This window comes from Dactylosporangium sp. NPDC005572 (assembly GCF_040605515.1).
In the GTDB taxonomy this organism is placed as follows: domain Bacteria; phylum Actinomycetota; class Actinomycetes; order Mycobacteriales; family Micromonosporaceae; genus Dactylosporangium.
Genome location: NZ_JBEXCY010000054.1, coordinates 34,499 through 59,113, shown reverse-complemented (window position 1 = coordinate 59,113; position 24,615 = coordinate 34,499). Strand labels below are relative to the sequence as shown.

The window sequence follows — 24,615 nt, the reverse complement described above, 5'->3', positions numbered from 1 at the left end:
CCCCGCCCCGCGCCGCGGGGCGGGGCGCGGTGTGCGGTTGTCGGCAGATGGGAAACGGTGTTCGCGAACCATTGCCTCGGAATGGAAACGGTGTTTCCATTGCATCGTGACCGGTGCGCAGTTGAACATCGCCAACGGGGTCCGCGAGTTCGCCCGGGCGACCCCGGACGCCATCGCCGTCATCGACGGGGACCGGCGGCTCAGCTACGCCGCGCTCGACGACCGCTCCAGCCGCCTCGCGCAGGCGTTGCTCGGCGCCGGCCTCGCCCCAGGCGACCCGGTCGCGGTGCTCAGCGGCAACCGGCTCGAGTACTGCGAGATCGCCGCCGGGCTCGCCAAGGCAGGAATGCCGATGGTCCCGCTGAACCCGCGCCAGACGCTCGCCGACACGACGTACATCGCCGGCCACTGCGACCCGAAGGCCGTCATCCTCGACCCGGCCCTGGAGGACCGCGCCGTCGACCCTGGCTTCACCCTGCGGCTCGGCGCCGAGTACGAGGCGGCCATCGACCATGCCTCCGCCAAGGACCCGGCGGTCAGCGTCGACGAGCACGACCCCTTCTGCATCGCCTACACGTCGGGAACGACCGGCGCGCCGAAGGGCGTGCTCATCAGCCACCGCTCGCGGGTGCTCACCTTCTACTGCACCGCGCTGGAGTGGGGGCTCGGACCCGGGCGGCGCACGATCGCGGTCGCGCCGATGTACCACGGTGCCGGCTTCGCCTTTGCCTACGCGGCGGTCTTCACCGGCGGTACCGTATCCATGCTCCGGGCATGGGACCCACAAACATTATTAAAGATGGTCGAGCGGGACCGCCCGCAGTCCGTCTTTCTTGTGCCGACCCACGCTGTCGGACTCCGCGAGCTGGGCCTGCACGGCAGACTCGACAGCCTGGAGACGCTGTACTTCAACGCCGCCGCCCTGCCGGTCGCGTTGAAGGAGTGGGTGCTCGACAGCTTCCCGGGCGTCGGCGTGCACGAGCTGTACGGCTCCACCGAGGCCGGCGTCGTCACCGACCTGCGGCCTGCCGACGCACGGCGCAAGGCCGGTTCGGTCGGGCACCCGTGGTTCATGACGGAGCTGCGGGTGGTCGACGACGAGGGCCACCCGGTGCCGCCCGGCACGCCCGGCGAGCTGTACAGCCGCTCCCCGTTCCTCATGAACGGCTACCTCGACAACCCGGCCGCCACCGCGGAGTGCACGACCCCGGACGGCTTCCTGACCAGCGGGGACGTCGTCGTGGTGGACGACGAGGGGTACGTGACGATCGTCGATCGCAAGAAAGACATGATCATCACTGGCGGGGTGAACGTGTACCCGCGCGACGTCGAGGAGGCGCTCGCCGCGCACCCGGCGGTGGTCGAGGCGGCGGTCGTGGGGGAGCGCGACGACCGCTGGGGCGAGCGGATCGTCGCCTACATCGTGGCGCGCGAGGAGAGTCTCGAGCCCGGCGCGCTGCTCGAGCACCTGCGGCCCCGGCTCGCCGGGCACAAGGTGCCGAAGGAGTTCCGGATGATCGCCGCGCTGCCCCGCAACGCGGCCGGCAAGGTGCTGAAACGAGAGCTGAGGAGCACGGGTTGAGGGCGCACGTCGAGCTGATCCACGAGGACGACTACATCTGGCACGCCGCGGAGCTGCCCTTCGGCGAGGGCAAGGCGCTCGAGCGCCGGCTGTCCACCGACGAGGAGGACGGCTCGTCGTCGCTGTCCCTGAGCTTCCCGGCCGACTGGGGCCGCGGCCCGGGCGTAGCACACGCCGACACGGAGTTCTATGTCGTGACCGGGTCCCTGTCGTACGGCGGGAAGGAGCTCGGCCCCGGCGGTTACCTGCAGGTGCCGAAGGGCGTGCCCATGGACTGGATCAAGGTCCGAGAGGGCAGCCACGTCCTGCACTGGCGCGAGTACGGCGACGCCGGGTTCGACCCTGACGCCCAGGCCCGCGAGGAGGGCACGGTGACCGTCGCCGACCCGGACGCGATGCCATGGGTGGCGGCGCCGACCGTCGGCCCGCTCACGCCGCTGTACATCAAGCTGCTGCACCGCGACCCGAAGACGGGCTTCTACACCCGGCTGATTCGCGCCCCGAAGGGCTGGAGCGACCACCGCCTCGCGCACCACCCGTGCTACGAGGAGTTCTACACGCTGAGCGGCAGGATGGCGTACAACTTCGGCGACATCGACGAGGGCACCTACTGCTTCCGCCCGGCCGGCGTGAAGCACGGCCACTTCGTCGCCGAGACGGAGATCGACTGGATCATCCGGTCCGACGGTGAGCTCATCAACTGGTACACCACCGAAGAGTGGATCAAGTGGGGCGGACACGCCGAGAACTACCACGAGCACGAGGCGCCGGTCATCTCGACGATGCCGGTCCGCTCGCGGTCGCGAGGACCGTGGTCCGGCGACGGAATGTAGGGGCAACGGGGAGGCCGAGGCCTCCCCGTTCTTCTTATCGCTTGACGAACTCGCCCCGGGGCGACCCGACGACCGCGCCGTCGCGGTACGCGACGCGGCCGCGGAGGATCGTGGCCACCGGCCAGCCGCGGACCTTGCGGCCGGCGAACGGGCAGTGGTCCTGGCCCGACAGCAGCAGCTCGGTGGTGACCTCCTGCTCCAGGTCGGGGTCGACGACGGTGATGTCCGCGTCGTGCCCCACCAGCAGGGAGCCCTTGCGCGGCCAGAGCCCGTAGGCCCGGGCCGGGTTGGCCGACACGAGCTCGGCGACGCGATGTGGGGCGAGGCCGCGGCGGTGCATGCCCTCGCTGACGAGCACCGGGTACAGCAGGCCGGTACCGCCGAACCCCGGCAGCGCCGGCCACAGCTCGTCGCCCTTGTGCTCCTCCAGGCAGCAGGCGTGGTCGGAGGCGACCCAGTCGACCGCGCCGGACAGCACGCCGGCCCACAGGGCCTCGGTGTCGGCCGCGCTGCGGATCGGCGGGTTGACCTTCGCGCCGAGCCCGGACAGCTCCTCGTAGTTGAGGCACAGGTGGTGCAGGGTGACCTCGGTGCGCAGGTCGAGGCCGGACCGGGCCGCGCTCGCCGCGGCGAGCGCCTCGGCGCTCGACAGGTGCAGCAGGTTGACCGGGCAGCCGGTCGCGCCGGCGAGCGTGGTCGCCTCGCCGATCGCCACCCGCTCGGTGAGCGGCGGGCGGGCGTCGGAGTACGCCTTGAGCGTCTGCGGGTCGCCGGCCGCCCGCACCCGGTCGATGAACAGCCGCATCAGCTCGGCCTGCTCGCAGTGCAGCGACAGCGAGACCCGCCTGCCGCTGTCGCGCCCGGCGGCCGCCACCGCCTCCATGATCTGGTACAGGTGGCCCAGGTCGTACTCGTCGCTCATCGTGAACGCCTTGGCGTCGCGCGAGTCGGCCGAGAGGTTGAAGCCCTTGTAGAACATGTAGTACTTGAACGAGGCGATCCCGTGCTCGTCGACGAGCGACGCCACCTCGCCGACCTGCCGGGTGTCCATCGGGGCCAGGTGGAAGCCGAAGTCGGTCCACGCGTGGCCGGACACCGCGGCGAGCACCTCGGGCAGGATCTCGGCGTAGGGGCCGGTCCTGTTGAGGTAGTGCTGGCCGGTGCGGAAGTACGACAGCACCGTGGTCGCGCCGCCGACCAGCGACGAGCGGGTCTCCTCGGCCGCGTCGACCGCCAGGGGCCGGTAGATGCCGAGGTGGTAGTGCGCGTCGACGGCGCCGGGGAAGACCAGCCTGCCCGCCGCGTCGAGCACCTCCTCGGCCTCGCTCGCGAGCAGGTCGGTGCCGATCGCCGCGATCGTCCCGTCGCGGGTGGCGAGGTCGGCGCGCACCTCCCCGACGTACGGCAGCACCAGGGTTCCGTTCTTGATCAGCAGGTCGTACCGCGACATCGGGCGACCACCCCTTTCCGTGTTTCGCTCAATGTAACGGGGTTTCCATTTTGGCGATAGGGTCGCTACGCTCTGGCCGTGGAAGCCGTGGAACCGCCGCCCGCCCTCGCCGGCGTCACCGTCGTGGACGTGTCCACCCTGTTCGCCGGCCCCTTGGCCGCCACCGTGCTGGGGGACTTCGGCGCCGACGTGATCAAGGTCGAGCATCCCAGGAACGGCGACCCGGCGCGCGGACACGGCCCGTCCAAGGACGGCGTGCCGCTGTGGTGGACGCTGCTGGGGCGCAACAAGCGCTGCGTCACCCTCAACCTGTCCCGCCCGGCCGGCGCCGGGCTGTTGCGCCGGCTGGTCTCCGAGGCGGATGTACTGGTGGAGAACTTCCGCCCGGGCACCCTGGAGCGCTGGGGCCTGTCCCCGTCGACCCTGCACGAGGTGAACCCGCGCCTCGTCATCGCCCGGGTGACCGCGTTCGGCCAGTTCGGGCCCTACTCGGCGCGCCCCGGCTTCGGCACCCTCGCCGAGGCGATGAGCGGCTTCGCGGCGATCACCGGCGCGCCCGACGGCCCGCCCACCCTGCCGCCCTTCGGCCTCGCCGACGGCATCGCCGCCCTCGCCACCGCGCAGGCGGTCACCACCGCGCTGCTGGCCCGGCACACCACCGGCGCCGGGCAGGTCATCGACATGGCGATCATCGAGCCGATCCTCACCGTGCTGGGCATGCAGCCGATGGTGTACGACCAGCTCGGCGTCGTGCAGCGGCGCACCGGCAACCGCAGCGTCAACAACGCGCCCCGCAACACGTATCGCACCCGCGACGGCCGCTGGCTCGCCGTCTCCACGTCGGCCCAGGCCGTCGCCGAGCGCGTCCTGAAGCTCGTCGGGCACCCCGAGGTGGTCGACGAGCCGTGGTTCGCCTCCGGCGCCACGCGCGCGGAGCACGCCGACGAGCTCGACGCCATGGTCGGCGGGTGGATCGCGCTGCGCGACGCCGGCGAGGTCGTCGCCGCCTTCGAGGCGGCCGAGGCGGCGGTCGCGCCGATCCAGGACATCGCCGACGTGTTCGAGGACCCGCAGTACGCGGCCCTCGGCACGCTCCAGCCGGTCGACGACCCGGTGCTCGGGCCGGTGCGGATGCAGAACGTGTTGTACCGCCTGTCCGCCACGCCGGGCCGGATCCGCTGGACGGGCCCGCCGCTCGGCGCGCACAACGACGAGATCTACCGGGGCCGCCTCGGCCTCACCTGCGACGAGCTCGCCGCCCTACGCGCCGACGGGGTGATCTGATGGTGTGGGACCCGCTCGCCGGGACGCGGGTGCTGGACCTGGCGCAGCCGATGCGCCGCGGCATGCCGCAGTCGCCGAACCACCCGCCGTTCCGGATGGCGATCGAGCGCCGCCACGGCGACGTCATGCGCCCCGACGGCGGCTCGGCCGCCAACGAGCTCATCGTCACCGGCGGCCACGTCGGCACCCACGTCGACGCGCTCGCCCACGTGTCGCAGGACGGCTATCTGCACGGCGGGGTGCCCGCCGAGTCGGTGCAGGGCCACCTCGGCTTCACCGACCTCGGCATCGAGACGTTCGGCGTCTATGTCGGGCGAGCGGCGGTGTTCGATGTCGCCCGGCTGCACGGCGTGGCGTCGCTGCCGCCCGGGTACGAGATCACCGCCGCCGACCTGGCCGGCTGCGGCGTGCCCGTGCGGCCCGGCGACGCGGTGCTCGTCGGGACCGGCTGGTCACGCCGCTGGGACGAGCCCGACGCGTTCGTCGGCCACCGCGACGGCGTGCCCGGCCCCGGCATCGAGGCCGCCGAATGGCTCCTCGAACGCGGCGCGGCGCTCGTCGGCGGCGAGACGATCGCGTTCGAGCGCATCCCGCCGGGCGCCGGGCACGCGGTACTGCCGGTGCACCGGCTGCTGCTCGTCGAGCGCGGTGTCCACATCGTCGAGACGATGCGGCTGGCGCCCCTGCTGGACACCGGCGCGACCGAGTGCCTGCTGGTCCTCAACCCGCTCCCGATCGTCGGTGCGACCGGCGCGCCCGTCCGGCCCCTGGCGGTGCTCCCATGACGGTCTCCGCCCTCGCGCGGTTCGCGGTCGCCTGCCGCGACGCCGAACTGCCGGCCGCCGTCCGGGCCGACGTGCCGGCCCGGGTGCTCGACATCCTGGGCCTGGCGCTCGCCGCCGGCGGCGGCCCGGGCCCTGCGGCCGTGCTGCGGTCGGTGCGCCGCTGGGGCGGGACGGCGGAGAGCACCGTCATCGGCGCCGGCGACCGCCTGCCCGCACCGGCCGCCGCGCTCGTCAACGGCACCCTCGCGCACGCGCTGGACTTCGACGACACCCACCTGCCGTCGGTGCTGCACCCGTCGGCGTCCGTCGTACCGGCCGCTCTCGCCACCGCCGAGGCCGCCGGCGCGTCCGGGGCCGGGCTGCTGGCCGCCGTCGCCGCCGGGATCGAGATCACCAACCGGCTCGGCATGGCCGCCTACGACCCGGTGCTGGCGAACTCGATCTTCTTCGAGCGCGGCCTGCACGCCACCTCGATCTGCGGCGCGATCGGCTCCGCGGCCGCCGCCGGCCTGCTGCTCGGCCTCGACGCCGACGGCGTCGCGTCCGCCATGGGCGTGGCCGCGAGCATGGGCGCCGGCCTGCTGGAGGCCAACCGGGCCGGCGGTACCGTCAAGCAGGCGCACTGCGGCTGGGCCGCCCACGCCGGGGTCAGCGCCGCCTACCTGGCGCTCGACGGCCTCACCGGACCGCCGAGCGTGCTGGAGGGGCGGTTCGGCTTCTTCGCCGCCTACGCCGACGGCCGCTACTCGGCGCCGGCCCTGCTCGACGACCTGGGCACGCGCTGGGAGCTGCTGCGCACGGCCTACAAGCCGTACCCGTCGAACCACTTCACCCACCCCGGCATCGACTGCGCGCTCGTCCTGCGCGCGGCCGGCCTGGACCCGTCCACTGTGGACTGGCTGGAGCTGGGCGTGGCGGCGGCCCCGCTGCGCACGATCGGCGAGCCCCTTGCGGAGAAGACCAGCCCGCGCAGCACGTACCACGCCAAGTTCTCCGGCCCCTACACGGTCGCGGCGGCCCTGCTGGGCGGCGGCGGCCTCGGTGTGGGCCTGGCCGACTTCGAGGGCCCACTCGACCCGGACCGCCTGGCCCTGGCCGCCAAGGTGAGCGTGGTACCCGACGCCCGCGCGACGTCGCTCTTCCCACACGCGTTCGCGGCGGTCCTGCGGGCCGGCGTCGGCGGCACCGTCCACGAGCACCGCGTGGATGCCTCGAAGGGCAGCGCCGAGTCCCCGCTGACCCCGGCCGAGCTGGACCTGAAGTTCCGCCTGAACGCGACCCGCGCCCTGCCGGAGGACCGCGCGACGACCCTGTCCACCGCCGTCCGCGCGTTGGGTGAGTCGGCGTCGGTGACCCCGATCCTGTCGCTGACGGTCGCCTGACGCCGCACCCCACCTCGCACGCCCCGCGCGCCTTCCGCACCGCGTGCCTTCTGCACCGCGCCTTCCGCTGGGGCGCAGGAGTGACGGGCGGCGGTGCGTGGGCATTGCGGGCCGCGGCGCGGCGGGCGCGGGGGGTCCCTGCGCCGCCGCGCGGGCGGCGCAGGGACCGGCGTGGGCGGTGCGGAGGCCTCGCGGGGGCGGAACGGGCGGCGCACGACCGGCGTGGGCGGTGCGGAGGTCGCGAGAGGGCGGCGCGGGGGCGGCGGCGCGAGGGCGGAGTCTGCGGCGGGCAGATGTGCGGCGGCGCCCGGGGAAGTTCCTCCCCGGGCGCCGCTTCGTGCAGGTCAGGTTGCGGTCAGCGAGCCGCGGACGGCGGGTCGGACTGGCCGATGCCGCCGAGGACCGGGGGCGGTGCGTCCTCGTCGTCGCTCCACACCATGTCGTCCTCGGTGAGCCAGGTGTCGTAGCGGTCCTCGTCGTCGTCCTCACCCGTGCCGTTGCGGCCCATCGGGCCGCCCGCGCCGCGCTGGCCGTTGTTGCCGAACAGGCCGTCGCGGCCGCCGCGGGTGGCCATCGGGCCGCGCTCGGCGCCGGGGCCCGCCGTGCCGGGGCGGCCGGCGTTGCTCTGCAGGCTCGTCTCCGAGCCGGGGCGGGCGCCGGTCACGCCGGTGCCGCCGCCACCGCCGCCCGGGCCGCCGAGCAGGCCGGTCGGTGCGCCGCCGGCGAGGGCCGTCGTCGGGCCGATGCCGACGCTGCCCGGGCCGGTGAGCGAGACGAGCTGGCCGGCGAGCGCGCCGCCGCCGGCGACCACGCCCGCCCCGATGATGGCGTCGTCCACGCCGACCAGCTGGGTGCCGGGCTCGTCGTCGCCGGTGCCGGTCGTCGGGCCGGTCGCCACGGGCACGAACGTGCCGGTGTCGTGGGTCTGGCCGGTGCCCGGGTCGTTCGTGCCCGGGACGCTTCGGGGCACGCTGCCGCCGGGGCCCTTCTTCGGGTCGGAGTCGGCGCCGACGTCGCCGCCGGGCAGCTCGGTCGGGGGCGCTGACGGCACGCTGACGGCGGTCTCGTTGACGCCGTAGTCGGCCGCGAGGTCCGACATCAGCTGGACCATGCGCGCCTGAGCTTCCTTCTTCTGCTGCTCGTCGCGCTCGTGGCCGAGGAAGCCGCCGACGACGGCGCCGGGCAGGCCGCCGGTCGCGCCGCCGATGAGGATGCCGCCGACCATGCTGTCGTTGTCGTCGGTCTCTTCCGGGTTGTCGGCCGTCTTCTGCGCCGAGCGCAGCGCGGTGCTCATGCCGTCGAGTGCCGTGCGGACCGTGGCGTGGTCGTCGGCGAGCTTCGTCGAGAAGCCGCTCACGAGGCCCAGGCGGTACTGGTACTCCTGGCCCGCGTCGCCCTTCCAGTCGAGCTTGCCGAGGTCCTTGGTGATCTCGCGGGCGAGGTGCCGCGCGTCGGACTCCAGCTTCGACCAGTCGTCGGACACCAGGTCGATCTGGCCGGGGTCGCCGGCCATGAGCTCGTTCCAGAGCTGCTGGTGGCTCTTGCCCGCGTAATGCGGCGTGTACTCATTGCCCATCGGAGCCCCCCAGCTTCACCGTGACGTCACCGAGCAGGTTGCGGATGTCGGCCTGGTTCGCCGTGTTGCGGCTCTCGGTCGTGTGGTAATTCCGCATGATGTCGTCGGTGGCCTTCTGCGCCGCCTCGATCGCCGCGACCAGCCGCTTCGCCCGGGTCAGGTGCTGGCTGTGCACCCGGTCGTAGTTGTTGCCGATCGTCTGTGCGTCGGTGAAGGTGCCCAGCTTGGGCTTGCTCATGCCGTTGAGCTTGGTCACCAGCGCCCGGGCGTCGGTGAGGCGGCTGTCCAGCCGCGTGCGGAACTCCTCCAGCGTGAGGAGATCGACTCTGCTGTTGCCGTCGCCCATCAGATCCCCGTCTCGATCCGAACCATCGATGCTGCTCTGTGCGCCGTTCTGTCAGGGTACTTGGTCTGCGCCAGTTCGATCGACCCTACCCGATCGGCGGCGGCCCGGGGCGGCCCGGCGACGCGACGAGGACGGGTTCGCGCTCGACGGCGGCCGGCTCGACGGCGGCTTCGACGGCGCCGGGCTCTGCGTCGGCTTCGGCGAGCTGGTCTGGCTCGCCTTCGGGGTCGCCGTCGACGTGGCGGAGCCGGCCGGCCGCGTGGTCACGAACGACCGGGCCGCGGCCGGGTCGAGCGCCGGGCCCTGCGGGATCAGCGCCAGCAGTGAGGCCGGCACGCCGGTCGGGGCGACCCCCTCGTAGCCCAGCGCGACCATGGCCTTGACGTCCTCGCTGTCCTGCAGCGCGTACCGGACGCCCTGGTCGCTGACCAGATAGACGGTGCCGGCGGCGCTGCTCGCGTCGGCGTCGGGCGCCGGCAGCGCGCGCACCAGGGCGCCGCGGCCCTGGGGTACCGACACCTGCTGGGCGACCGACGACTGGGTGGTCGTCCGGTCGGGGTCCAGGGTCAGCTGCTCGGCCGCGGGGCCGTAGAGGGCCAGCGTGACCTGCGGCCGGCCGCCCTGCGGTGCGGCGGTGTACTGCGCGCAGAGGGTCGCGTCGGCGACGTCGGCGCGGGCCGCCGGCCGGGCCTGCGGGAAGCCCTCGGGCTCGACCGCGGCGCCGGTGCTCAGCACCTGGGCGGTCTGCGCGGCGGTGATCTCCACCGGCGACGCGCCGTTGGCCAGCAGCAGCGCGGCGCTGACCGCGCCGATCGGGGCCAGGCCGCTGTTGGTGAGCACGTAGTACTGCTGGCCCGAGCGGTACACCGCGCCGACGTCGGCGGTCTGCCCGGCGACCTTCCGCGCGCTCGGCTGGCCGGCGCCCGGCAGCTTCAGGGCGGCCAGGTCGGGCCCGGCGGTGATGCTGTTGAGCAGCGCGGTGTTGACCCGCAGCGGGGTCACCGAGGCCAGCTCCAGCGCGGTCAGCACGGTGCGCTCGGTGATCCGCAGCCGGCGGTCGTGCCACAGGAGGTACAGCGGGAGGTCCCCGGACGACGAGGTCGAGACGAGCACGGCCTGCTCACCCAGGGGGACACCGCCCGCCGGGACGCGCCCGACCTCCAGCCGGGTCGCGGCCGGCGCGGCCCCCGTCACGCGCACCCCGCACACGCTCCACGGCAGGCCGACGAGGGCGCTGCTGGGCGGCGGCGGGTCGGGCGCGTTCTGGATGCCGACCGGGAGGCCCACCGGCAGCTTCGACAGCGACTTGTGCGACATCGTGCGCACCTTCGGGGCGGCGCTGCCGACGATGAGGCGAGCCGACGTGAAGTTGAGCACCGGGTGCAGCGTGCCCTCGACGAAGACGAACCGCGCGCCGCTCTCGCGCTCGATCACGATGTCGTTCTCGTCGGGCGAGCCGCCGGACGGGTTGATGAACCCGTAGACGCCCACCACCGCGAGCACGATCGCGCCGACGATGACGCTGCCGAGGATGGACATCGCGAGGCGGCGCACCGGCAGCTCGTTGCTCTCCGGCTCACCGGACAGCATGGCCGAGACGATGCGCCGCGTGACGAACCGGTACGCGCGCACCTGTTCGTACCGAGCGACCATCGTATTGCCTCCCCGTCGACACCCGTCGTGGTCCGAGTGGGGATCGTAGCGGGTTCCGGCCGGTCGTGAGCACCGCGGACCGCGCGGGCGCCGCTTCGCCCGTACACTGTGGGGCGCCTCGGCCCGGCCGGAACCCCCACCGGGCGTGACGCGGCGGAGGGAGCGCGGGGAACAGGTGGCATCGGCAACGACGCGGGGCCGCGTCCCGGTGACGGCCGGCAGGCCGCCCGCTCCGGCGCCCGCCCGCAACCGCGCGGCCGTCTCCCGGCGGCTGCGCCTGGCCGCCGGCGGTCCCGGCGAGTTCGGCACCGCGCAGCTCGTGGCGATCGAGATCGCCCTCGTCGCCGGTGGCGCCGCCGCGTTCGCCGGCACGCCGGTCGCGATCGGGGCCGGCGCCGTGGTCGCCGCCGGATCGCTCGCCGCGGGCCTCAGCCGCTCCAGCGGCCGCTGGGCCTACCAGTCGCTCGGCCTGCGCTCGGCGATGGGCCGCCGGCGCCGGGCGGGTGCGGGCGGGCTGCTCGCGGCGGGCTTCCAGGTCTACGGCCACGACGACCGGGGCAGCCAGATCGGCATCGGCCAGGACCACGCGGGCTGGTTCATCGCCGTCGCGATCGGCGGTGCCGGCGACGCGATCGGCCACCAGCGGCACAGCCTGCGCCTCGACCGGCTGCTGCGGCTGCTCGACGAGGGCACCGCCCGCCCGTCGGCGGTCCAGCTGGTGAGCTTCCGCACCCTGGCCCCGGCCGGCGGCCCGCTGCCGAACAGCCCCGCCGCCCACTCCTACCGCGAGCTGCTCGGCCTGGTCACCGGCCGGCAGACCGGCCCGGCGACCCTGCAGACCTGGGTCGCGCTGCGGCTCACCGCGTCCGACGCGCTCGAGGCGGCCGCCGACCGGGGCGGCGGCATGGACGGGGTCAACCGGACGCTCGCCGCGATGGCCGGCCGGCTCGGCAAGGCGCTCAACACCGCCGGCGTGCCCTACGAGGTGCTCGACGCGCACGCGCTCAACCAGGCCGTGCACGCCGCCTGCGGCCTCGACGGCGCGCGGCCCGGCACGGCGGTGACCGCGCGGGAGCGGTGGCGCGGCTGGGTCGCCGCCGGCCGCCAGCACGTCGCGTACGAGGTCGAGCACTGGCCCGACAACTTCGACCCGGCCGCCTTCCAGGCGCTCGCCGGCATGCCGGCCGAGCAGCTCGTGGTCTCGGTCGTCGCCGCCCGGCAGGGCGCCGACCTGCGGCTGCGCACGATCGTGCGGGTCATGGCGGCGCCCGACCGGCTCGCCGCCGCGGTGCAGACGGTCCGCGAGTCGACCCGGACGCTCGGGGTGCGGCTGCGGCCGCTGCACGGGCAGCACCAGCCGGGCGTGTACGGTTCGGCGCCGACGGGCGGGGGGACCCTGTGAGACGACGCACGGCGCTGGAGTTCACCGGCTCGCAGCAGTCCATCGGCGGGATCACGCTGGGCGTCGAGCCCTCGGGCGTACTGCTCGGCTTCGACCAGCACCAGAGCCCGGTCACGCTCCAGCTCTTCCGGCCCCGGCCGACGCGCGTGCTGCTCATCGACCGCGGCTGGGTCGAGCGGCTGCTCATGCTGCGGGCCATGGCGGTCGGCGCCCGTGTCGTGGTCAACACGCCCGACCCGGCGATGTGGGCCGGCTTCGGCGAGTCGGTCACCGGCCGGCCCGACCTGTTCCACGTCGCGCCCGCCTACCAGCCGGTGGAGCTGCCCAGCTCGGTGGCGGCGCCGGTGCTCTTCGTCGCCGAGCGGCACCCGCTCAGCATCCCGGCGCTCGGCCCCTGGCAGGCGCTGGTGACCGTGGCCGGCTGGCTGGGCGAGTACGTCCAGCAGTCGCTGCTCGAGGCCGACGTCGTGATCCTGCGCCGGCTCACCGAGCGGCAGCTCGCCGCGGCGGCGGCCCTCATGCGGCTCGACGCGCTGCAGGCCGCGACGCTGCAGGCCACGCCGCCCGACGGCCTCGTGGTCTACCAGGAGGGCGAGTGGCGGTACCTCCGGATGGCGATCACGCAGATCGAGCACGGACTCTTCGGCGCACCCCAGTAAGTTTCACGGAGGACACGGGATGAAAGCCCTTCGGCTGGCCACCACGTTCGCTGCGGTCGTGCTCGCCGGGGTCGTCCCGGTCGTGGCCGCGCCGTCCGCCTCGGCGGAGACGCGCCGGGACCGGCAGTGGTACCTCAAGACGCTCGACGTCGCCGCCGCCCACAAGATCACGCAGGGCAGCGGCGTGGTCGTGGCGGTGCTCGACACCGGCGTCGGCAAGCATCCCGACCTCGACGGCCAGGTCGTCGAGGGGGTGTCCCTCGCCGCCGGCGAGGGCACCAGCCTCACCGACAACGACGGTCACGGCTCCAGCATGGCGGGTCTCATCGTCGCCAAGGGCGGCAACGCCGACCACCTGCTGGGCATCGCCCCCAAGGCGAAGGTGCTGTCGGTCCGTACGGGCGCCGGCCGCACCGGCATGGGCAAGACGAACATCCCCGAGGGCATCCGCTGGGCCGTCGACCACGGCGCGAAGGTGATCAATATCTCCGCCGGCGGCAAGCTGGAGGACGGCGGCCCCGAGGCGGTCAAGTACGCGCTCGACCACGACGTCGTGGTCGTCGCCGGCTCCGGCAACGTCGCGCAGTTCCCGGCCGGCAGCGGCGTCATCCAGCCGGCGAGCATCCCCGGCGTCGTGGCCGTCAGCGCCCACGACCGCGCCGGCAACGTGTGGAGCGGCGCGATCGGCGGCCCCGAGGTGGTGCTGTCCGCACCGGGCGTCGCGATCCCGGCGGTGTCCGCCGCGGGTGGGGGCCGCGTCGTCGGCTACTACGAGTCCACCGACGGCACCAGCAACTCCACGGCGATCGTGTCGGGCGCGGCCGCGCTGATCCGGGCGAAGTACCCGGACCTGCCCGCCAAGGACGTCATCCAGCGCCTGGTCAGCACCGCCGACGAGGCCGGCGCGCCGGGCCGCGACCCGCAGTACGGCTACGGCCGGCTCAACCTGGTCAAGGCCCTGACGGCGGACGTGGCCCCGGTGGCGGCGAACCCGCTGCTGCAGTCGGTCCGCTCGTCGGGCCAGGCCGCGTCGGCCGCCCCGGAGGCGGGCGACGACAGCCTGGGCCCGGCGCTGCGCCTGGCCGCGATCGCCGGCGGCGCGGTGTGCGTGCTCCTGATCGTGGTCCTCGTGCTGGTCCTGGCGCTGCGCCGGCGGCGGGCCTGACCGTCAGCCCTCGCGGATCGTGCGGATCCAGCCATACAGGCCGGCGACCCAGAACGCGAGCGGGATGATCGCGAGGATCAGGATCGTCTCGAAGATGTCCAGGGTGCGGCCCCACATCGGCGACGGGCGCTTCTTGGAGCCCACCATCGCGTAGGCGATCACGGCCGCGGCGACGGCCAGGGTCGCCGGGACGCCCACGGCCAGGCGGATGATCTGCTCGGCGCTCGCGTAGGCGCCCACGCCGACCACCGCGAGCGCGAGCAGGCCCGACACCAGCAGCGGGATGCGCTGGCGGCGGCTGATGAACCAGCGGGCGCGGGCCACCATCACCAGGCCGAAGACCGCGGCCAGGCTGGCGCCGGGCACGCCGCCGTCGATCGCGGCGATGACCGAGCCGAGGCCGCCGATGACGGCCAGCGCGCCGAGCATGCCGGCCAGGAACTCGTCGGCGCGCTCGCTCAGGGCGAGCACCTGGCGGCCGGCGACCATCTCGGTGTCGGTCTTCAGGTCGGCCGCGTCCGTGGGGACCGACGGGATCGGCAGGCCGGCCATGCGGTACGACAGCATCGGCATCGCGGGCAGCGCGGCGAAGGCCAGCGCCGTGACGATCGCCGCGGCCGAGGACGGGCTCGTGTCCCAGATCATGCAGATCAGCGCGCCGATGCAGAGCGCGACCGCGGCCAGGCTGGTGCCGAGGAACACCGCGACCGCGCTGGCCACGCCCGCCGTGGCGATCGCCGAGGCGAGCAGCAGGGTGGCGCCGCCGACGAGGGCGTCGGAGGGCTCGAGGTCGGCCAGCCCGCGGTCGCCGGCCAGCAGCAGCAGTCCGCCGACACCGGCGTAGGCGAGCGCGACGACGCCGAAGACCACGCCGGTGCGGCTGTTGCGGAAGGCGCGCGAGAGCACGGCGGAGACGGCGAGGAGCAGGGCCGCGAGGCCCAGGCCGATGAGCGCCGAGGGCAGCTGCGGCGGGCCGGAGAAGAGCACCATGAGCACGCCGAGGGCCAGCGCGATCACGCCGACGGTGAGCCCGAACCGGCGGGTCGAGGCGGGCCGCCAGCGCCCGGCGCGGTCCTGGGTCGCGGTGGCGACGGCGTCGACGACGTCGTCGAAGATCGGCTCGGTGAACTCGTTGCCGCGGGGCCGCAGGTACAACATCTCGCCGTCCTGGACGTCGAGCTGCAGCGGCGAGCGGTCGATGGCCAACGGCGGCCCGCCCAGGCGGGACAGCACCCAGCCGTCGCGCCCCACCGGGTCGTCGGCCAGCCCGTCCCCGGCGTACCGCAGGACGGTGGGCAGCAGGTCCGCCAGCGGCACGTCGGAGGGCAGCGCGAGATCGACCCGCGTCTTCGGCGCGACGATCGTCACCCGGCTCATCCCGCCGGTCGTAGTGGCCACGTCCTGATCCCTCCGTTGGTCGTGCCGATCGGCCCCGCGGGACCCGTCCGGCCGGATGCGGGGCACCGCGTCCTGCGCAGACTACATACGATGGCCGGACAACGCGGTGCCCCCGGCACCGCGCCGCACAGGAGGAGACCCGTGAGCACCGTCGTCTTCCGCAGGCCACCGCGTCGCCCGGGGCCGCAGCTGCCCCGCGGTGAGCTGCTGCTGGAGTCGCCCCCGGAGCTTCCGGAGCGGCTGCCGAAGGGCTTCGGCCAGTTGCTGATGATCCTGCCGATGATCTGCGGCGTGGGCGCGATGGCCCTGCTGTACACCGGCGGGGGCCGCGGCGCCGGCCCGATGATGTGGGTCGTCGGCGGCCTCTTCGGCGTGTCGATGATCGGCATGGCCGTCGGGACGATGGGCAACAACAGCGGCGACTCGAAGGCCGAGCTCGACGCCGAGCGGCGCGACTACATGCGGTACCTCGCCCAGGTCCGCCGCCAGGCCCGGCGCGCCGCGACCCAGCAGCGGGCCGCGCTGCTGTGGCAGCACCCGGCGCCCGACGTGCTGTGGTCGGTCGCCGCGTCCCGGCGGCGCTGGGAGCGGCGGATCACCGACGACGACTTCGGCCAGACCCGCGTCGCGCTCGGCGCGCAGCGGCTCGCCGTGTCGATCATCCCGCCGGAGACGAAGCCGGTCGAGGACCTGGAGCCGATGACCTCGATCGCGCTGCGGCGGTTCATCCGGGCCCGGCAGACCGTGCCCGACCTGCCGATCGCGGTGTCGGTGCGGTCGTTCAGCCGGATCGTGCCCGGCGGCGACCGGGCCGCCGTCACCGACCTGGTCCGCTCGATGCTCTGCCAGCTCGCCACGCTGCACTCGCCCGACGACGTGAAGATCGCCGTCGTCGCCGCCCCCGAGCGGCGGGGGGAGTGGGAGTGGGTCAAGTGGCTGCCGCACGCCCAGCACGACCGGCAGACCGACGCCGCGGGCGCGGTCCGCCTGATGTTCGACTCGATGTCCGACCTCGAGGAGGTCATCGAGGAGCAGCTGCACAGCCGGTCGCGCTTCGCGCCCGAGCAGCGGCCGCTGACCACCGCGCCGCACATCATCGTGGTCGTCGACGGCGGCGAGGTCGCGCCGACCAGCCAGCTCATCGGCGTCGGCCTGCAGGGCACGACGGTCATCGACCTGTCCGGCGCGGTGCCCCGCGACTCGGGGCGGTGGCTGCTCGCGCTCCAGGTGACCCGCGACTCGATCGCCGCCGACCAGGGCAAGCGGGTCACGCCGCTGGGCCACCCCGACGCCATGAGCGTGGTCGCGGCCGAGGGCGTGGCCCGGCAGCTCGCGCCGTTCCGGCTGTCGCAGCAGACGACGTCCGAGGAGCCGCTCGCCCGCAGCATCGAGCTGCCCGACCTGCTCGGCGTCGGCGACGCCGCGGCGGTCGACCCGGTGCTCACCTGGCGGCCCCGGCCCAACCGGGAGAAGCTGCGGGTGCCGATCGGCGTCGGGCCGGACGGCAATCCGGTCGACCTCGACTTCAAGGAGGCGGCGCAGGAGGGCATGGGCCCGCACGGGCTCATCATCGGCGCCACCGGCTCCGGCAAGTCGGAGCTGCTGCGCACCATCGTCATCTCGCTGGCCATCACGCACTCGTCCGAAGAGCTCAACTTCGTGCTCGTCGACTTCAAGGGCGGCGCGACGTTCGCGTCGCTCGACGTGCTGCCGCACACCAGCGCCGTGATCACCAACCTCTCCGACGAACTGCCGCTCGTCGACCGCATGCAGGCGGCCCTCAACGGCGAGATGGTGCGCCGGCAGGAGCTGCTGCGCGCGGCCGGCAACTACGTGTCACGCTTCGAGTACGAGAAGGCCCGCCTCGCCGGCGAGCCGCTGCAGCCGCTGCCCAGCCTGCTCATCATCTGCGACGAGTTCAGCGAGCTGCTCACCGCGAAGTCGGAGTTCATCGACCTGTTCGTGGCGATCGGCCGGCTCGGCCGCTCGCTGGGCGTGCACCTGCTGCTCGCCTCACAGCGGCTGGAGGAGGGCCGGCTGCGCGGCCTCGACACCCACCTGTCGTACCGGGTCGGCCTGCGCACGTTCTCCGCCGTGGAGAGCCGGGTCGTGCTCGGCGTCCCCGACGCCTACGAGCTGCCCAACGCGCCCGGTCACGGCTACCTGAAGTCCGACACGACCACGATGTCGCGCTTCCGGGCCGCCTACGTCTCCGGGCCGTACCGCGAGAGCGGCATCGTGCCCCGCTCGCAGGCCACGGTCCGGATGCAGATCGTGCCCTACGGCACGCACCACATCCCGGTGCCGGAGCTGCCGGTGGAGCCGGAGCCGGCGCCGGACGCGGAGGACACCAGCCGCGCGATCAGCATGCTCGACGTCATCGTCGGCAAGCTGCGCGGCCGGGGCGCCCCGGCCCACCAGGTCTGGCTGCCGCCGCTGGGCGAGCCGCCGACGCTCGGCGAGCTGCTCGGCCCGCTGAGCCCCGACGAGCACCGCGGGCTCGTCGCCACCGGCTGGCCCGGCAGCGGCCGGCTCACGGTGCCGATCGGCATCGTCGACCGGCCGTTCGAGCAGCGCCGCGACCCCCTCGTGGCCGAGCTCGACGGCGCGGCCGGCAACGTGGTCATGGTCGGCGGCCCGCAGTCCGGCAAGAGCACCGCGGTCCGCTCGCTCATCAGCTCGCTGGCGCTCACCCACAGCCCGTGGCAGGTGCAGTTCTTCTGCCTCGACTTCGGCGGCGGCTCGCTGCGCTCGCTGGCCGGCCTGCCGCACGTCAGCGGCGTCGCCGGCCGCCGTGAGGGCGAGGCCGTGCGGCGCACGGTCGCCGAGGTGGCGGCCCTCATCGACGAGCGTGAGGCCAGGTTCACCGAGCTCGGTGTCGAGTCGATCCAGGCGTACCGCCGGGCCCGCAACGCCGGCGACATCGCCGACGACCCGTTCGGCGACGTGTTCCTCGTCGTCGACGGCTGGGGCACGGTGCGCGAGCACTACGAGGAGCTGGAGCCGCGGATCACCTCGCTCGCCGCGCGCGGGCTCGGCTTCGGCATCCACGTCGTCATCGCCGCGAACCGCTGGGCCGAGCTGCGCAGCAACCTGCGCGACCTGATGGGCACCCGCATCGAGCTGCGCCTCGGCGACCCGGCCGAGTCCGAGATCGACCGCCGGGCCGCGCAGAACGTGCCGGCCGGCACCCCGGGCCGCGGCCTCACCGCCGACAAGCTGCACTTCCTCACCGCGCTGCCGCGCATCGAGGGCGGTGAAGGCGTCGAAGACCTTGCGGCCGGCGCCGCCGACCTGGTCCGCCAGGTGCGCGAGGCGTGGCCGTTCCAGCCGGCCCCGCCGGTGCGCCTGCTGCCGAAGGTGCTGCAGGTGGCGGAGCTGAAGAAGCTCGTCGCGCAGCGGCCGCAGGCGGGCGTGCCGATCGGCATCAACGAGACGCACCTCGCCCCGGTGCACCTCGACTTCTCGACCGAGCCGCACCTGATCGTGCTCGGCGACGCCGAGTCGGGCAAGACGGCGCTGCTGCGGCTCATCGCCCGCGGCATCATCGAGACCAAGACCCGCGACGAGGCGCGGCTGTTCGTCGCCGACTTTCGCCGCAGCCTGCTCGGCGTGGTCGACCAGGAGTACCTCCTGGACTACGCGCCGTCGCACTCGGCGCTCGGCGGGATGATCGGCGACCTGCGCGGCGCGATCCAGGCCCGCCTGCCAGGGGCCGACGTCACCGCCGAGCAGCTGCGCAACCGCAGCTGGTGGCGGGGCCCGGACCTGTACATCATCATCGACGACTACGACCTCGTGGCGCTGCCCGGCAACAACCCCATCTCACAGCTGCTGGAGCTGCTGCCGCAGGCGCGCGACGTCGGCCTGCACCTGATCCTGACCCGCCGCGTCGGCGGCGCGGCGCGGGCCCTGTACGAACCGGTCATCCAGCGCCTCCGGGAGCTCGACACCCCGGGCTTCCTCATGTCGGGCAACCGCGAGGAGGGGCCGCTGTTCGGTGACCTTCGCCCCAGCCCGCAGCCGGCGGGGCGCGGTACCCTCGTGCGCAGGAGCGACGGCCGCCAGCTCGTCCAGACCGCATGGATCGATCCTGTGTAATGATGTCAGCGGTCACGGGCTGCGCGACCTTGCCGTTGTCCGATACCGTCGCATTGGAAAACACCAACGTCGATGACCGCGGCGCCACCGTACGGGGGTTGCTCCGGGTGTCTTGTCCCGCGGGACAATCCAGGAAGGGGTGAGTTGGCGTGACGCAGCCGATGAGAGTCGATTCTGCGACCATGCACGCTGCTGCGAAGGACGTTCGCAGCACGCATGACACCGTCAACGGCAAGCTGTCCGATCTGCGCAACCAGATCGACGACCTTGTCGCCGCATGGAAAGGCCAGGCCTCCGCCGGTTTCGAGTCGGTGATGCGGCGCTGGGACGGCGACACGAACAAGCTGCTCAAGGCGCTCAGCGACATCGCGGACCTCCTCGACAAGGGTGCGAACACGCACCAGGCCAACGAGGAAGAGCAGGCCGCGTTGATGAACAAGTACGACAGCTCGCTGAATTACTGACGGCCGAGAGCGGAGGGCATTCTTCGATGACGTACTTCGAGGCTAATTACGAGAAGATGGACCAGGCCTCGGGCCAGATCCAGGCCATCTCCAAGACGATCGACACCGAGCTCGACACGCTGCGTCGCAAGCTGCAGTCGATGACCTGGGACGGTCAGGACCGCGATGCGTACAACCAGCACCAGGCGGCGTGGGACTCGGCCGTGGCCGACATGAACGCGCTGCTCAACGAGATCGGTGCCGGCGTCGGCATCGCGCGGCAGAACTACATCACGACCGAGATGAACAACGCCCGGGTCTGGCGGTAGGTCGCTCGGCGGGCCACCCAGTCCGGATCGGCGTGGCACCCTGCGGTGCCACGCCGATCGGCTTCACGGGGAAGGCGCTCACCGGCACGAGCGGGCGCATGAGCGAGAGGAAGGCGGGTCACGTTGGGAACCTTGCCCGAGAACTCCAAGGTCGACGTCGAGCAGATCGAGAAGCTGCCGCCGCTCCTGGACACCCTGCAGCGGTACGTCGAGACCGACTGCATCGGCTACATGACGAACATCAAGGCGCACCTCGACGTCAGCGGCGTCGACATGGACGACGTGGACGTCGAGCTCAACGCCCAGGCCACCCCGTTCGGCGGCTTCTACAGCGCCTACGGCGTGCAGGCCAAGGCGAGCTCCGCCTACAAGGCCGTCAACGAGACGCTGCACAACCTCGCCAAGGCGCTCGGCGAGCTCATCGAGCCGACCAGGAAGATCGCGCAGAACTACCGCACCACCGAGGAGCAGAACCAGGCCAGCATGGCCGACATCAAGAAGCTCCTCGAGGACGGTGCGGGCACCTACAAGGTCACGGACCAGGACGCGGTGGACAACACCAACCAACCGGTCCCGACCGCGCAGGAGCCCCACGAGGAGGACGACGACGTGCAGATCCTCGCTCCCGGCCCGCTCGACGGGTCCGGCTCGGGCGAACCGAAGACGACTGTGGCGTAGGCGGCTGACATGGGTGGCGGAACCAATCCCGGGGACCTGGGCACCACGCAGTACGAGAACCCCAACGAGGGCAACAACGGGTTCTGGGCGTCGACCTTCGGCACGCCCTATGCCAACGAGAAGGACCCGTCCTGGGAAGACGTCATCGCGATGGTCGTCATCCCCGGCAACCCGGCGGCCATCGAGCAGGCGGCCGCCGAATGGCGCGAGCTGCTGCGCCGCGTGCACGAGGTGGAGCGCGTCCTGACCGAGGTGAACAAGGACCTCGAGACGTGGAAGGGCGCGGGCGGCGAGGAGTACCGCCGGCACATCACCGACATGATCAGCAAGACCAAGAACATCTACAGCGAGCTCGACAACCTGCCGCACTACCTCGACCAGGCGGCCGGCAACCTGCGCACGGCGATCGACAAGATCCCGATCCCCGACGACATGGCGCACGAGGTGATGGCGGCCAAGAACGGGTACATCGCGGACGGCAAGGTCTCCGGCCCGTGGTCCGCCGGCGGGATCTACGACGCGCTGCTGCCGATCTACGGCAACAAGTGGTACGACGAGGCCCGCGAGTTCTTCACCTGGGACTGGGCGCAGCACAAGCTGCGCGACTGGATCTCCAGCCAGGACGACGTGGCCAAGGACGCCTACCAGGCGCTGGCCGGCCAGCACTCGAACACGATGTCCCACATGCCCGGGGCCACCTCGTCGAGCTACGACATCCCCCGCGAGCCCTACACCGGCACGGACCCGACGAAGCTCGGCGGCGGCCCGCCCGGCGGCGTGCCGAAGCTCGGCAACGGCGTGCCTGACCCGAAGATCGGCGGACCGGGCATCACCGACCCGGGCGCGAACCCCGATCTCGGCAACCCCGACCTCGGCAACCCCGACACGGCCAACCCCGACCTCGGCGACGACCTGCCCGGCACCGGGCTGGCCGGCGCGGGCGGCGGCGGCATCGGCGGGATCGGCAGCCCCGGCTCCGGCGGCCTCGGCCCCGGTGTGGGCGGGCTCGGTGGTGGCAGCGGTGGCGGCCTCGGCAGCGGTGGCGGCGGTCTCGGTGCCGGCGGCCTGAAGGCGGGCGGCGCGGGCGGGCTCGGCGGCATGATGCCCGGCATGGGCGTCGGCGGCGCCGGCGCCGGTGCGGGCCGCGGCGGGGTCAGGGGCGGCGGCGGCACCGGCGGCAAGGGCCTGGGCGGCGCGCGCGGCGGCCTCGGCATGATGCCCCACGGCGGCGCGGGGCACGGCAAGGGAGAGGGCGAGGACCACAACACGTGGCTCCAAGAGGACGACGACGTCTGGGGTTCGGACAGCGAGGCTCCGCCGTCGGTGCTGGGTTGATGCGCACGAACGGCACGCCGCCGGCCACGCGCCGGCGGCACCGCCTGGCGGCCGCGGTGGCGGTGCTGGTCGTCGGCGTGATCGGCGGCCTGGCGGTGCCGGGTGCGGCGAACGCCGAGACGGTTCGCGAGTCGCAGTACTGGCTCGACACGCTCGGGGTCCTCAAGGCCCAGCAGACCGCGAAGGGCGACGGCATCACGGTCGCGGTCATCGACGGCGGCGTCGACGCCAAGCACCCGGACCTGGCCGGGGCCGTGCTCCAGGGCGCCGCGATGCCCGGCGCCGGGCAGGCCGACGGCTCGACCGACCGGCAGGGCCACGGCACGCTGATGGCGGGGCTCATCGCGGCCCGCGGCGGCAGCGGCCAGAACCACGCGCTCGGCATCGCGCCGCGGGCAAAGATCCTGCCGGTCGCGATCCTGTACGAAGGGTTCGCCGACCCGGGCGCCAAACCGACCGACCTGGGGGCGCCGATCCGCTACGCGGTCGACCACGGCGCGAAGATCATCAATCTCTCGATCGGCAACCCGACGAGCGGCCCACGGCAGCCAGACATCGACGCCATTGCATACGCACGCTCGAAGGGCGCCATCGTCGTCGCCGCCGGTGGCAACCGGACCCAGGGCGACACGAAGGTGCCGATCCCGGGCAGCTACGCGGGCGTCGTCACCGTCGCCGGCACCAACCGCGACGGCACGCCGTGGTCCGGCTCGATCGCCGACGAGACGGTCGACATCGCGGCCCCGGCCGAGGACATCGTCTCCACGCTCCCGGTCGCGCTGTACAAGTCCGGCTACGGCAAGGGCACCGGCACCAGCAGCGCCACCGCCATCGTGTCGGGCGTGCTGGCGCTGATCTGGTCCAAGTACCCGAACCTGGACGCCGCCAACGTCGTCAACCGGCTGTTCAAGACGGCCGTGGACAAGGGGCAGCCCGGGCGGGACCCGCAGTTCGGCAACGGCCTGGTGGACCCGGTCGCGGCGCTGACGGCCGACGTGCCGGCCGTCAACGCCGACCCGCTCGGCCCGATCACCTCGGCCTCGGACCCCGCGTCGGACGCGCCGAAGGGCTCCGACAAGTCGTTCGGTACCCCGGCCATCCGCACCGCGATCGCCGCGGGCGTGGCACTGTTCTGCATCCTGGCGGTCGCGCTCGCGATCATCCTGCCGGTGCGCGCGGCGGCCCGCCGCCGGAACCGCCCGCCGTCGCCGCCGGGCGCATTCCCGCCGCCGGGCCCTCCCGGCTACGGCGGCGGCCCGCCGGGTTACGGCCCACCCGGCCAGCCCGGTGGCCAGCCCGGTGGCCAGCCCGGTGGCCCGCCCGGTGGCCAGCCCGGTGGCCCGCCCGGTGGCCAGCCTGGTGGCCCGCCCGAGGGGCCGGGAACGGCGGGCTTCGAGCGACAGGGCTCGCCGGGAGGACCGGGAACCGGCGGCTTCGGCCCGCCGGGAGGCCCGCCCGGGGGGCCGGGAACAGCGGCCTTCGGGCAACAGGGCTCGCCGGGAGGACCGGGAACCGGCGGCTTCGGCGTGCCGCCTGGATACCCGTCTGGCCCGGCCGGACCGCCGCACCATCAGGCGCACCCGGGGCACCACGGCGGCGGACCGTCCACTGCGGCCTGGCAGCAGCCGGCGCCGGGGCAGCAGACCGGGCCGATCGGCGGGCACTCGGGGATGTTCGCGGCGCAGCCGGACCGCACGGACGCGTTCCCGCCGCCCGCACCGCCGCCCGCCCGGCCGCAGGACCAGCCGCCGGCCGTGCCGCCCGCCGGCTGACGGACCGCACCCGAACCGTCGCACCGAACCGTCACGGCCGATCCACTCGCATCACTTCGAGTGGATCGGCCGTTGTCGTTGGAAAATAATTCGCGCAGGTCGATGTCGGGGAGCGGTCCGGGCGCAGCGACCGTCGCGAAAGGCCCCGCGGTCGGCTGGGCCGGGCCGGGGATGGGCGGGCCGGTGCCGGGGCTGGCCGGGCGGGTCAGATCGCTGATTGGGCCGACCCATGCGACGGCCTCGCGCCACCCACGCCGGCCGCGCCCAGGGTTGGGTCGCCCAGGCTGGGCGGGGCTGGCTGGGCGGGTCAGTTCGCCGGGTCGGCTGGGTGGGGTTAGCTGGGCGGCCTGGCTGGGCGGGGTCAGTTGGGTGGGGTTAGCTGGGCGGGCCTGGCTGGGCGGGGTCAGTTGGGTGGGGTTAGCTGGGCGGGCCTGGCTGGGCG

General features: G+C 73.7%; 19 protein-coding genes. 14 read left to right on the top strand and 5 right to left on the bottom strand.

Translation table 11 applies throughout. The annotated features are described in order from the left end of the window. Positions 1-106: 106 nt before the first annotated feature. Together ABZS66_RS25330 and ABZS66_RS25325 are read left to right on the top strand one after the other, a co-directional pair. Entirely contained in the window at positions 107-1,582 is a 1,476-nt protein-coding gene (locus tag ABZS66_RS25330) for an AMP-binding protein (RefSeq protein WP_354761648.1), read from the top strand. Then, the gene (locus ABZS66_RS25325; RefSeq protein ID WP_354761646.1) at positions 1,579-2,415 is read left to right on the top strand and encodes a DUF4437 domain-containing protein; all 837 of its coding nucleotides are present in this window, start codon (positions 1,579-1,581) and stop codon (positions 2,413-2,415) included. Before ABZS66_RS25330 ends, ABZS66_RS25325 begins: the two co-directional genes overlap by 4 nt. Positions 2,416-2,449: 34 nt before the next feature. Here the strand turns inward: ABZS66_RS25325 and ABZS66_RS25320 are convergent, their stop codons facing one another. After that, positions 2,450-3,865 carry a dihydroorotase family protein gene (locus ABZS66_RS25320; RefSeq protein ID WP_354761644.1) on the bottom strand — a complete coding sequence of 472 codons (1,416 nt, stop codon included), beginning with the start codon at positions 3,863-3,865 and terminating at the stop codon, positions 2,450-2,452. A gap of 78 nt (positions 3,866-3,943) precedes the next feature. Here ABZS66_RS25320 and ABZS66_RS25315 point away from each other — a divergent pair, with 78 nt between their 5' ends. The 3 genes from ABZS66_RS25315 to ABZS66_RS25305 are packed head-to-tail and all read left to right on the top strand — an operon-like array spanning position 3,944 to position 7,316. After that, positions 3,944-5,149 carry a CoA transferase gene (locus ABZS66_RS25315; RefSeq protein ID WP_354761642.1) on the top strand — a complete coding sequence of 402 codons (1,206 nt, stop codon included), beginning with the start codon at positions 3,944-3,946 and terminating at the stop codon, positions 5,147-5,149. After that, positions 5,149-5,934, top strand: coding sequence for a cyclase family protein (locus tag ABZS66_RS25310; RefSeq protein WP_354761640.1), 786 nt, complete (start codon positions 5,149-5,151; stop codon positions 5,932-5,934). Before ABZS66_RS25315 ends, ABZS66_RS25310 begins: the two co-directional genes overlap by 1 nt. Continuing rightward, complete coding sequence (locus ABZS66_RS25305) at positions 5,931-7,316, top strand: MmgE/PrpD family protein (protein WP_354761639.1); 1,386 nt, start codon at positions 5,931-5,933, stop codon at positions 7,314-7,316. The genes ABZS66_RS25310 and ABZS66_RS25305 overlap by 4 nt, the downstream gene beginning before the upstream one ends. A 355-nt stretch (positions 7,317-7,671) precedes the next feature. Here the strand turns inward: ABZS66_RS25305 and ABZS66_RS25300 are convergent, their stop codons facing one another. From ABZS66_RS25300 to eccB, 3 genes are read right to left on the bottom strand one after another with little or no spacing between them, the layout of a single operon-like run. Then, on the bottom strand, positions 7,672-8,892 hold the full coding sequence (locus tag ABZS66_RS25300) for a hypothetical protein (protein ID WP_354761637.1): 1,221 nt from the start codon (positions 8,890-8,892) through the stop codon (positions 7,672-7,674). Beyond that, the gene (locus ABZS66_RS25295) at positions 8,882-9,238 is read right to left on the bottom strand and encodes a hypothetical protein (RefSeq protein WP_354761635.1); all 357 of its coding nucleotides are present in this window, start codon (positions 9,236-9,238) and stop codon (positions 8,882-8,884) included. Before ABZS66_RS25295 ends, ABZS66_RS25300 begins: the two co-directional genes overlap by 11 nt. Before the next feature lie 51 nt (positions 9,239-9,289). After that, complete coding sequence (eccB, locus tag ABZS66_RS25290; protein ID WP_354761633.1) at positions 9,290-10,891, bottom strand: type VII secretion protein EccB; 1,602 nt, start codon at positions 10,889-10,891, stop codon at positions 9,290-9,292. Positions 10,892-11,066: 175 nt separating this feature from the next. Between eccB and ABZS66_RS25285 the strand changes: the two genes are divergently transcribed. The 3 genes from ABZS66_RS25285 to ABZS66_RS25275 are packed head-to-tail and all read left to right on the top strand — an operon-like array spanning position 11,067 to position 14,117. After that, entirely contained in the window at positions 11,067-12,293 is a 1,227-nt protein-coding gene (locus tag ABZS66_RS25285) for a type VII secretion protein EccE (RefSeq protein WP_354761631.1), read from the top strand. After that, complete coding sequence (locus tag ABZS66_RS25280) at positions 12,290-12,952, top strand: hypothetical protein (RefSeq protein WP_238006615.1); 663 nt, start codon at positions 12,290-12,292, stop codon at positions 12,950-12,952. Before ABZS66_RS25285 ends, ABZS66_RS25280 begins: the two co-directional genes overlap by 4 nt. A gap of 19 nt (positions 12,953-12,971) precedes the next feature. After that, positions 12,972-14,117, top strand: a complete 1,146-nt coding sequence (locus tag ABZS66_RS25275) for a S8 family serine peptidase (RefSeq protein ID WP_354761629.1) — start codon at positions 12,972-12,974, stop codon at positions 14,115-14,117. A gap of 3 nt (positions 14,118-14,120) precedes the next feature. Here ABZS66_RS25275 and eccD read toward each other — a convergent pair whose 3' ends face one another. Beyond that, positions 14,121-15,515: a type VII secretion integral membrane protein EccD gene (gene eccD / locus ABZS66_RS25270; protein WP_354761627.1), complete on the bottom strand. Its 1,395-nt coding sequence runs from the start codon at positions 15,513-15,515 to the stop codon at positions 14,121-14,123. Between the two features lie 141 nt (positions 15,516-15,656). On the opposite strand from eccD, the gene eccCa reads away from it, so the two are divergent. From eccCa to ABZS66_RS25240, 6 genes are all read left to right on the top strand, one after another. Continuing rightward, positions 15,657-19,616, top strand: coding sequence for a type VII secretion protein EccCa (gene eccCa, locus ABZS66_RS25265; RefSeq protein WP_354761625.1), 3,960 nt, complete (start codon positions 15,657-15,659; stop codon positions 19,614-19,616). Between the two features lie 149 nt (positions 19,617-19,765). Continuing rightward, positions 19,766-20,080 (top strand): WXG100 family type VII secretion target, encoded by a 315-nt coding sequence (locus ABZS66_RS25260; protein WP_354761623.1) that lies wholly within the window; start codon positions 19,766-19,768, stop codon positions 20,078-20,080. A 26-nt stretch (positions 20,081-20,106) separates the two neighbouring features. Next, positions 20,107-20,388 (top strand): WXG100 family type VII secretion target, encoded by a 282-nt coding sequence (locus ABZS66_RS25255; protein ID WP_354761621.1) that lies wholly within the window; start codon positions 20,107-20,109, stop codon positions 20,386-20,388. 132 nt (positions 20,389-20,520) lie between these two features. Next, a complete protein-coding gene (locus ABZS66_RS25250) occupies positions 20,521-21,066 on the top strand; it encodes a hypothetical protein (RefSeq protein WP_354761619.1) in 546 nt (181 codons plus the stop codon). 9 nt (positions 21,067-21,075) lie between these two features. Then, positions 21,076-22,401, top strand: coding sequence for a hypothetical protein (locus ABZS66_RS25245; protein ID WP_354761617.1), 1,326 nt, complete (start codon positions 21,076-21,078; stop codon positions 22,399-22,401). Continuing rightward, positions 22,401-24,173 (top strand): S8 family serine peptidase, encoded by a 1,773-nt coding sequence (locus ABZS66_RS25240; protein WP_354761615.1) that lies wholly within the window; start codon positions 22,401-22,403, stop codon positions 24,171-24,173. The genes ABZS66_RS25245 and ABZS66_RS25240 overlap by 1 nt, the downstream gene beginning before the upstream one ends. Positions 24,174-24,615: the final 442 nt, after the last annotated feature.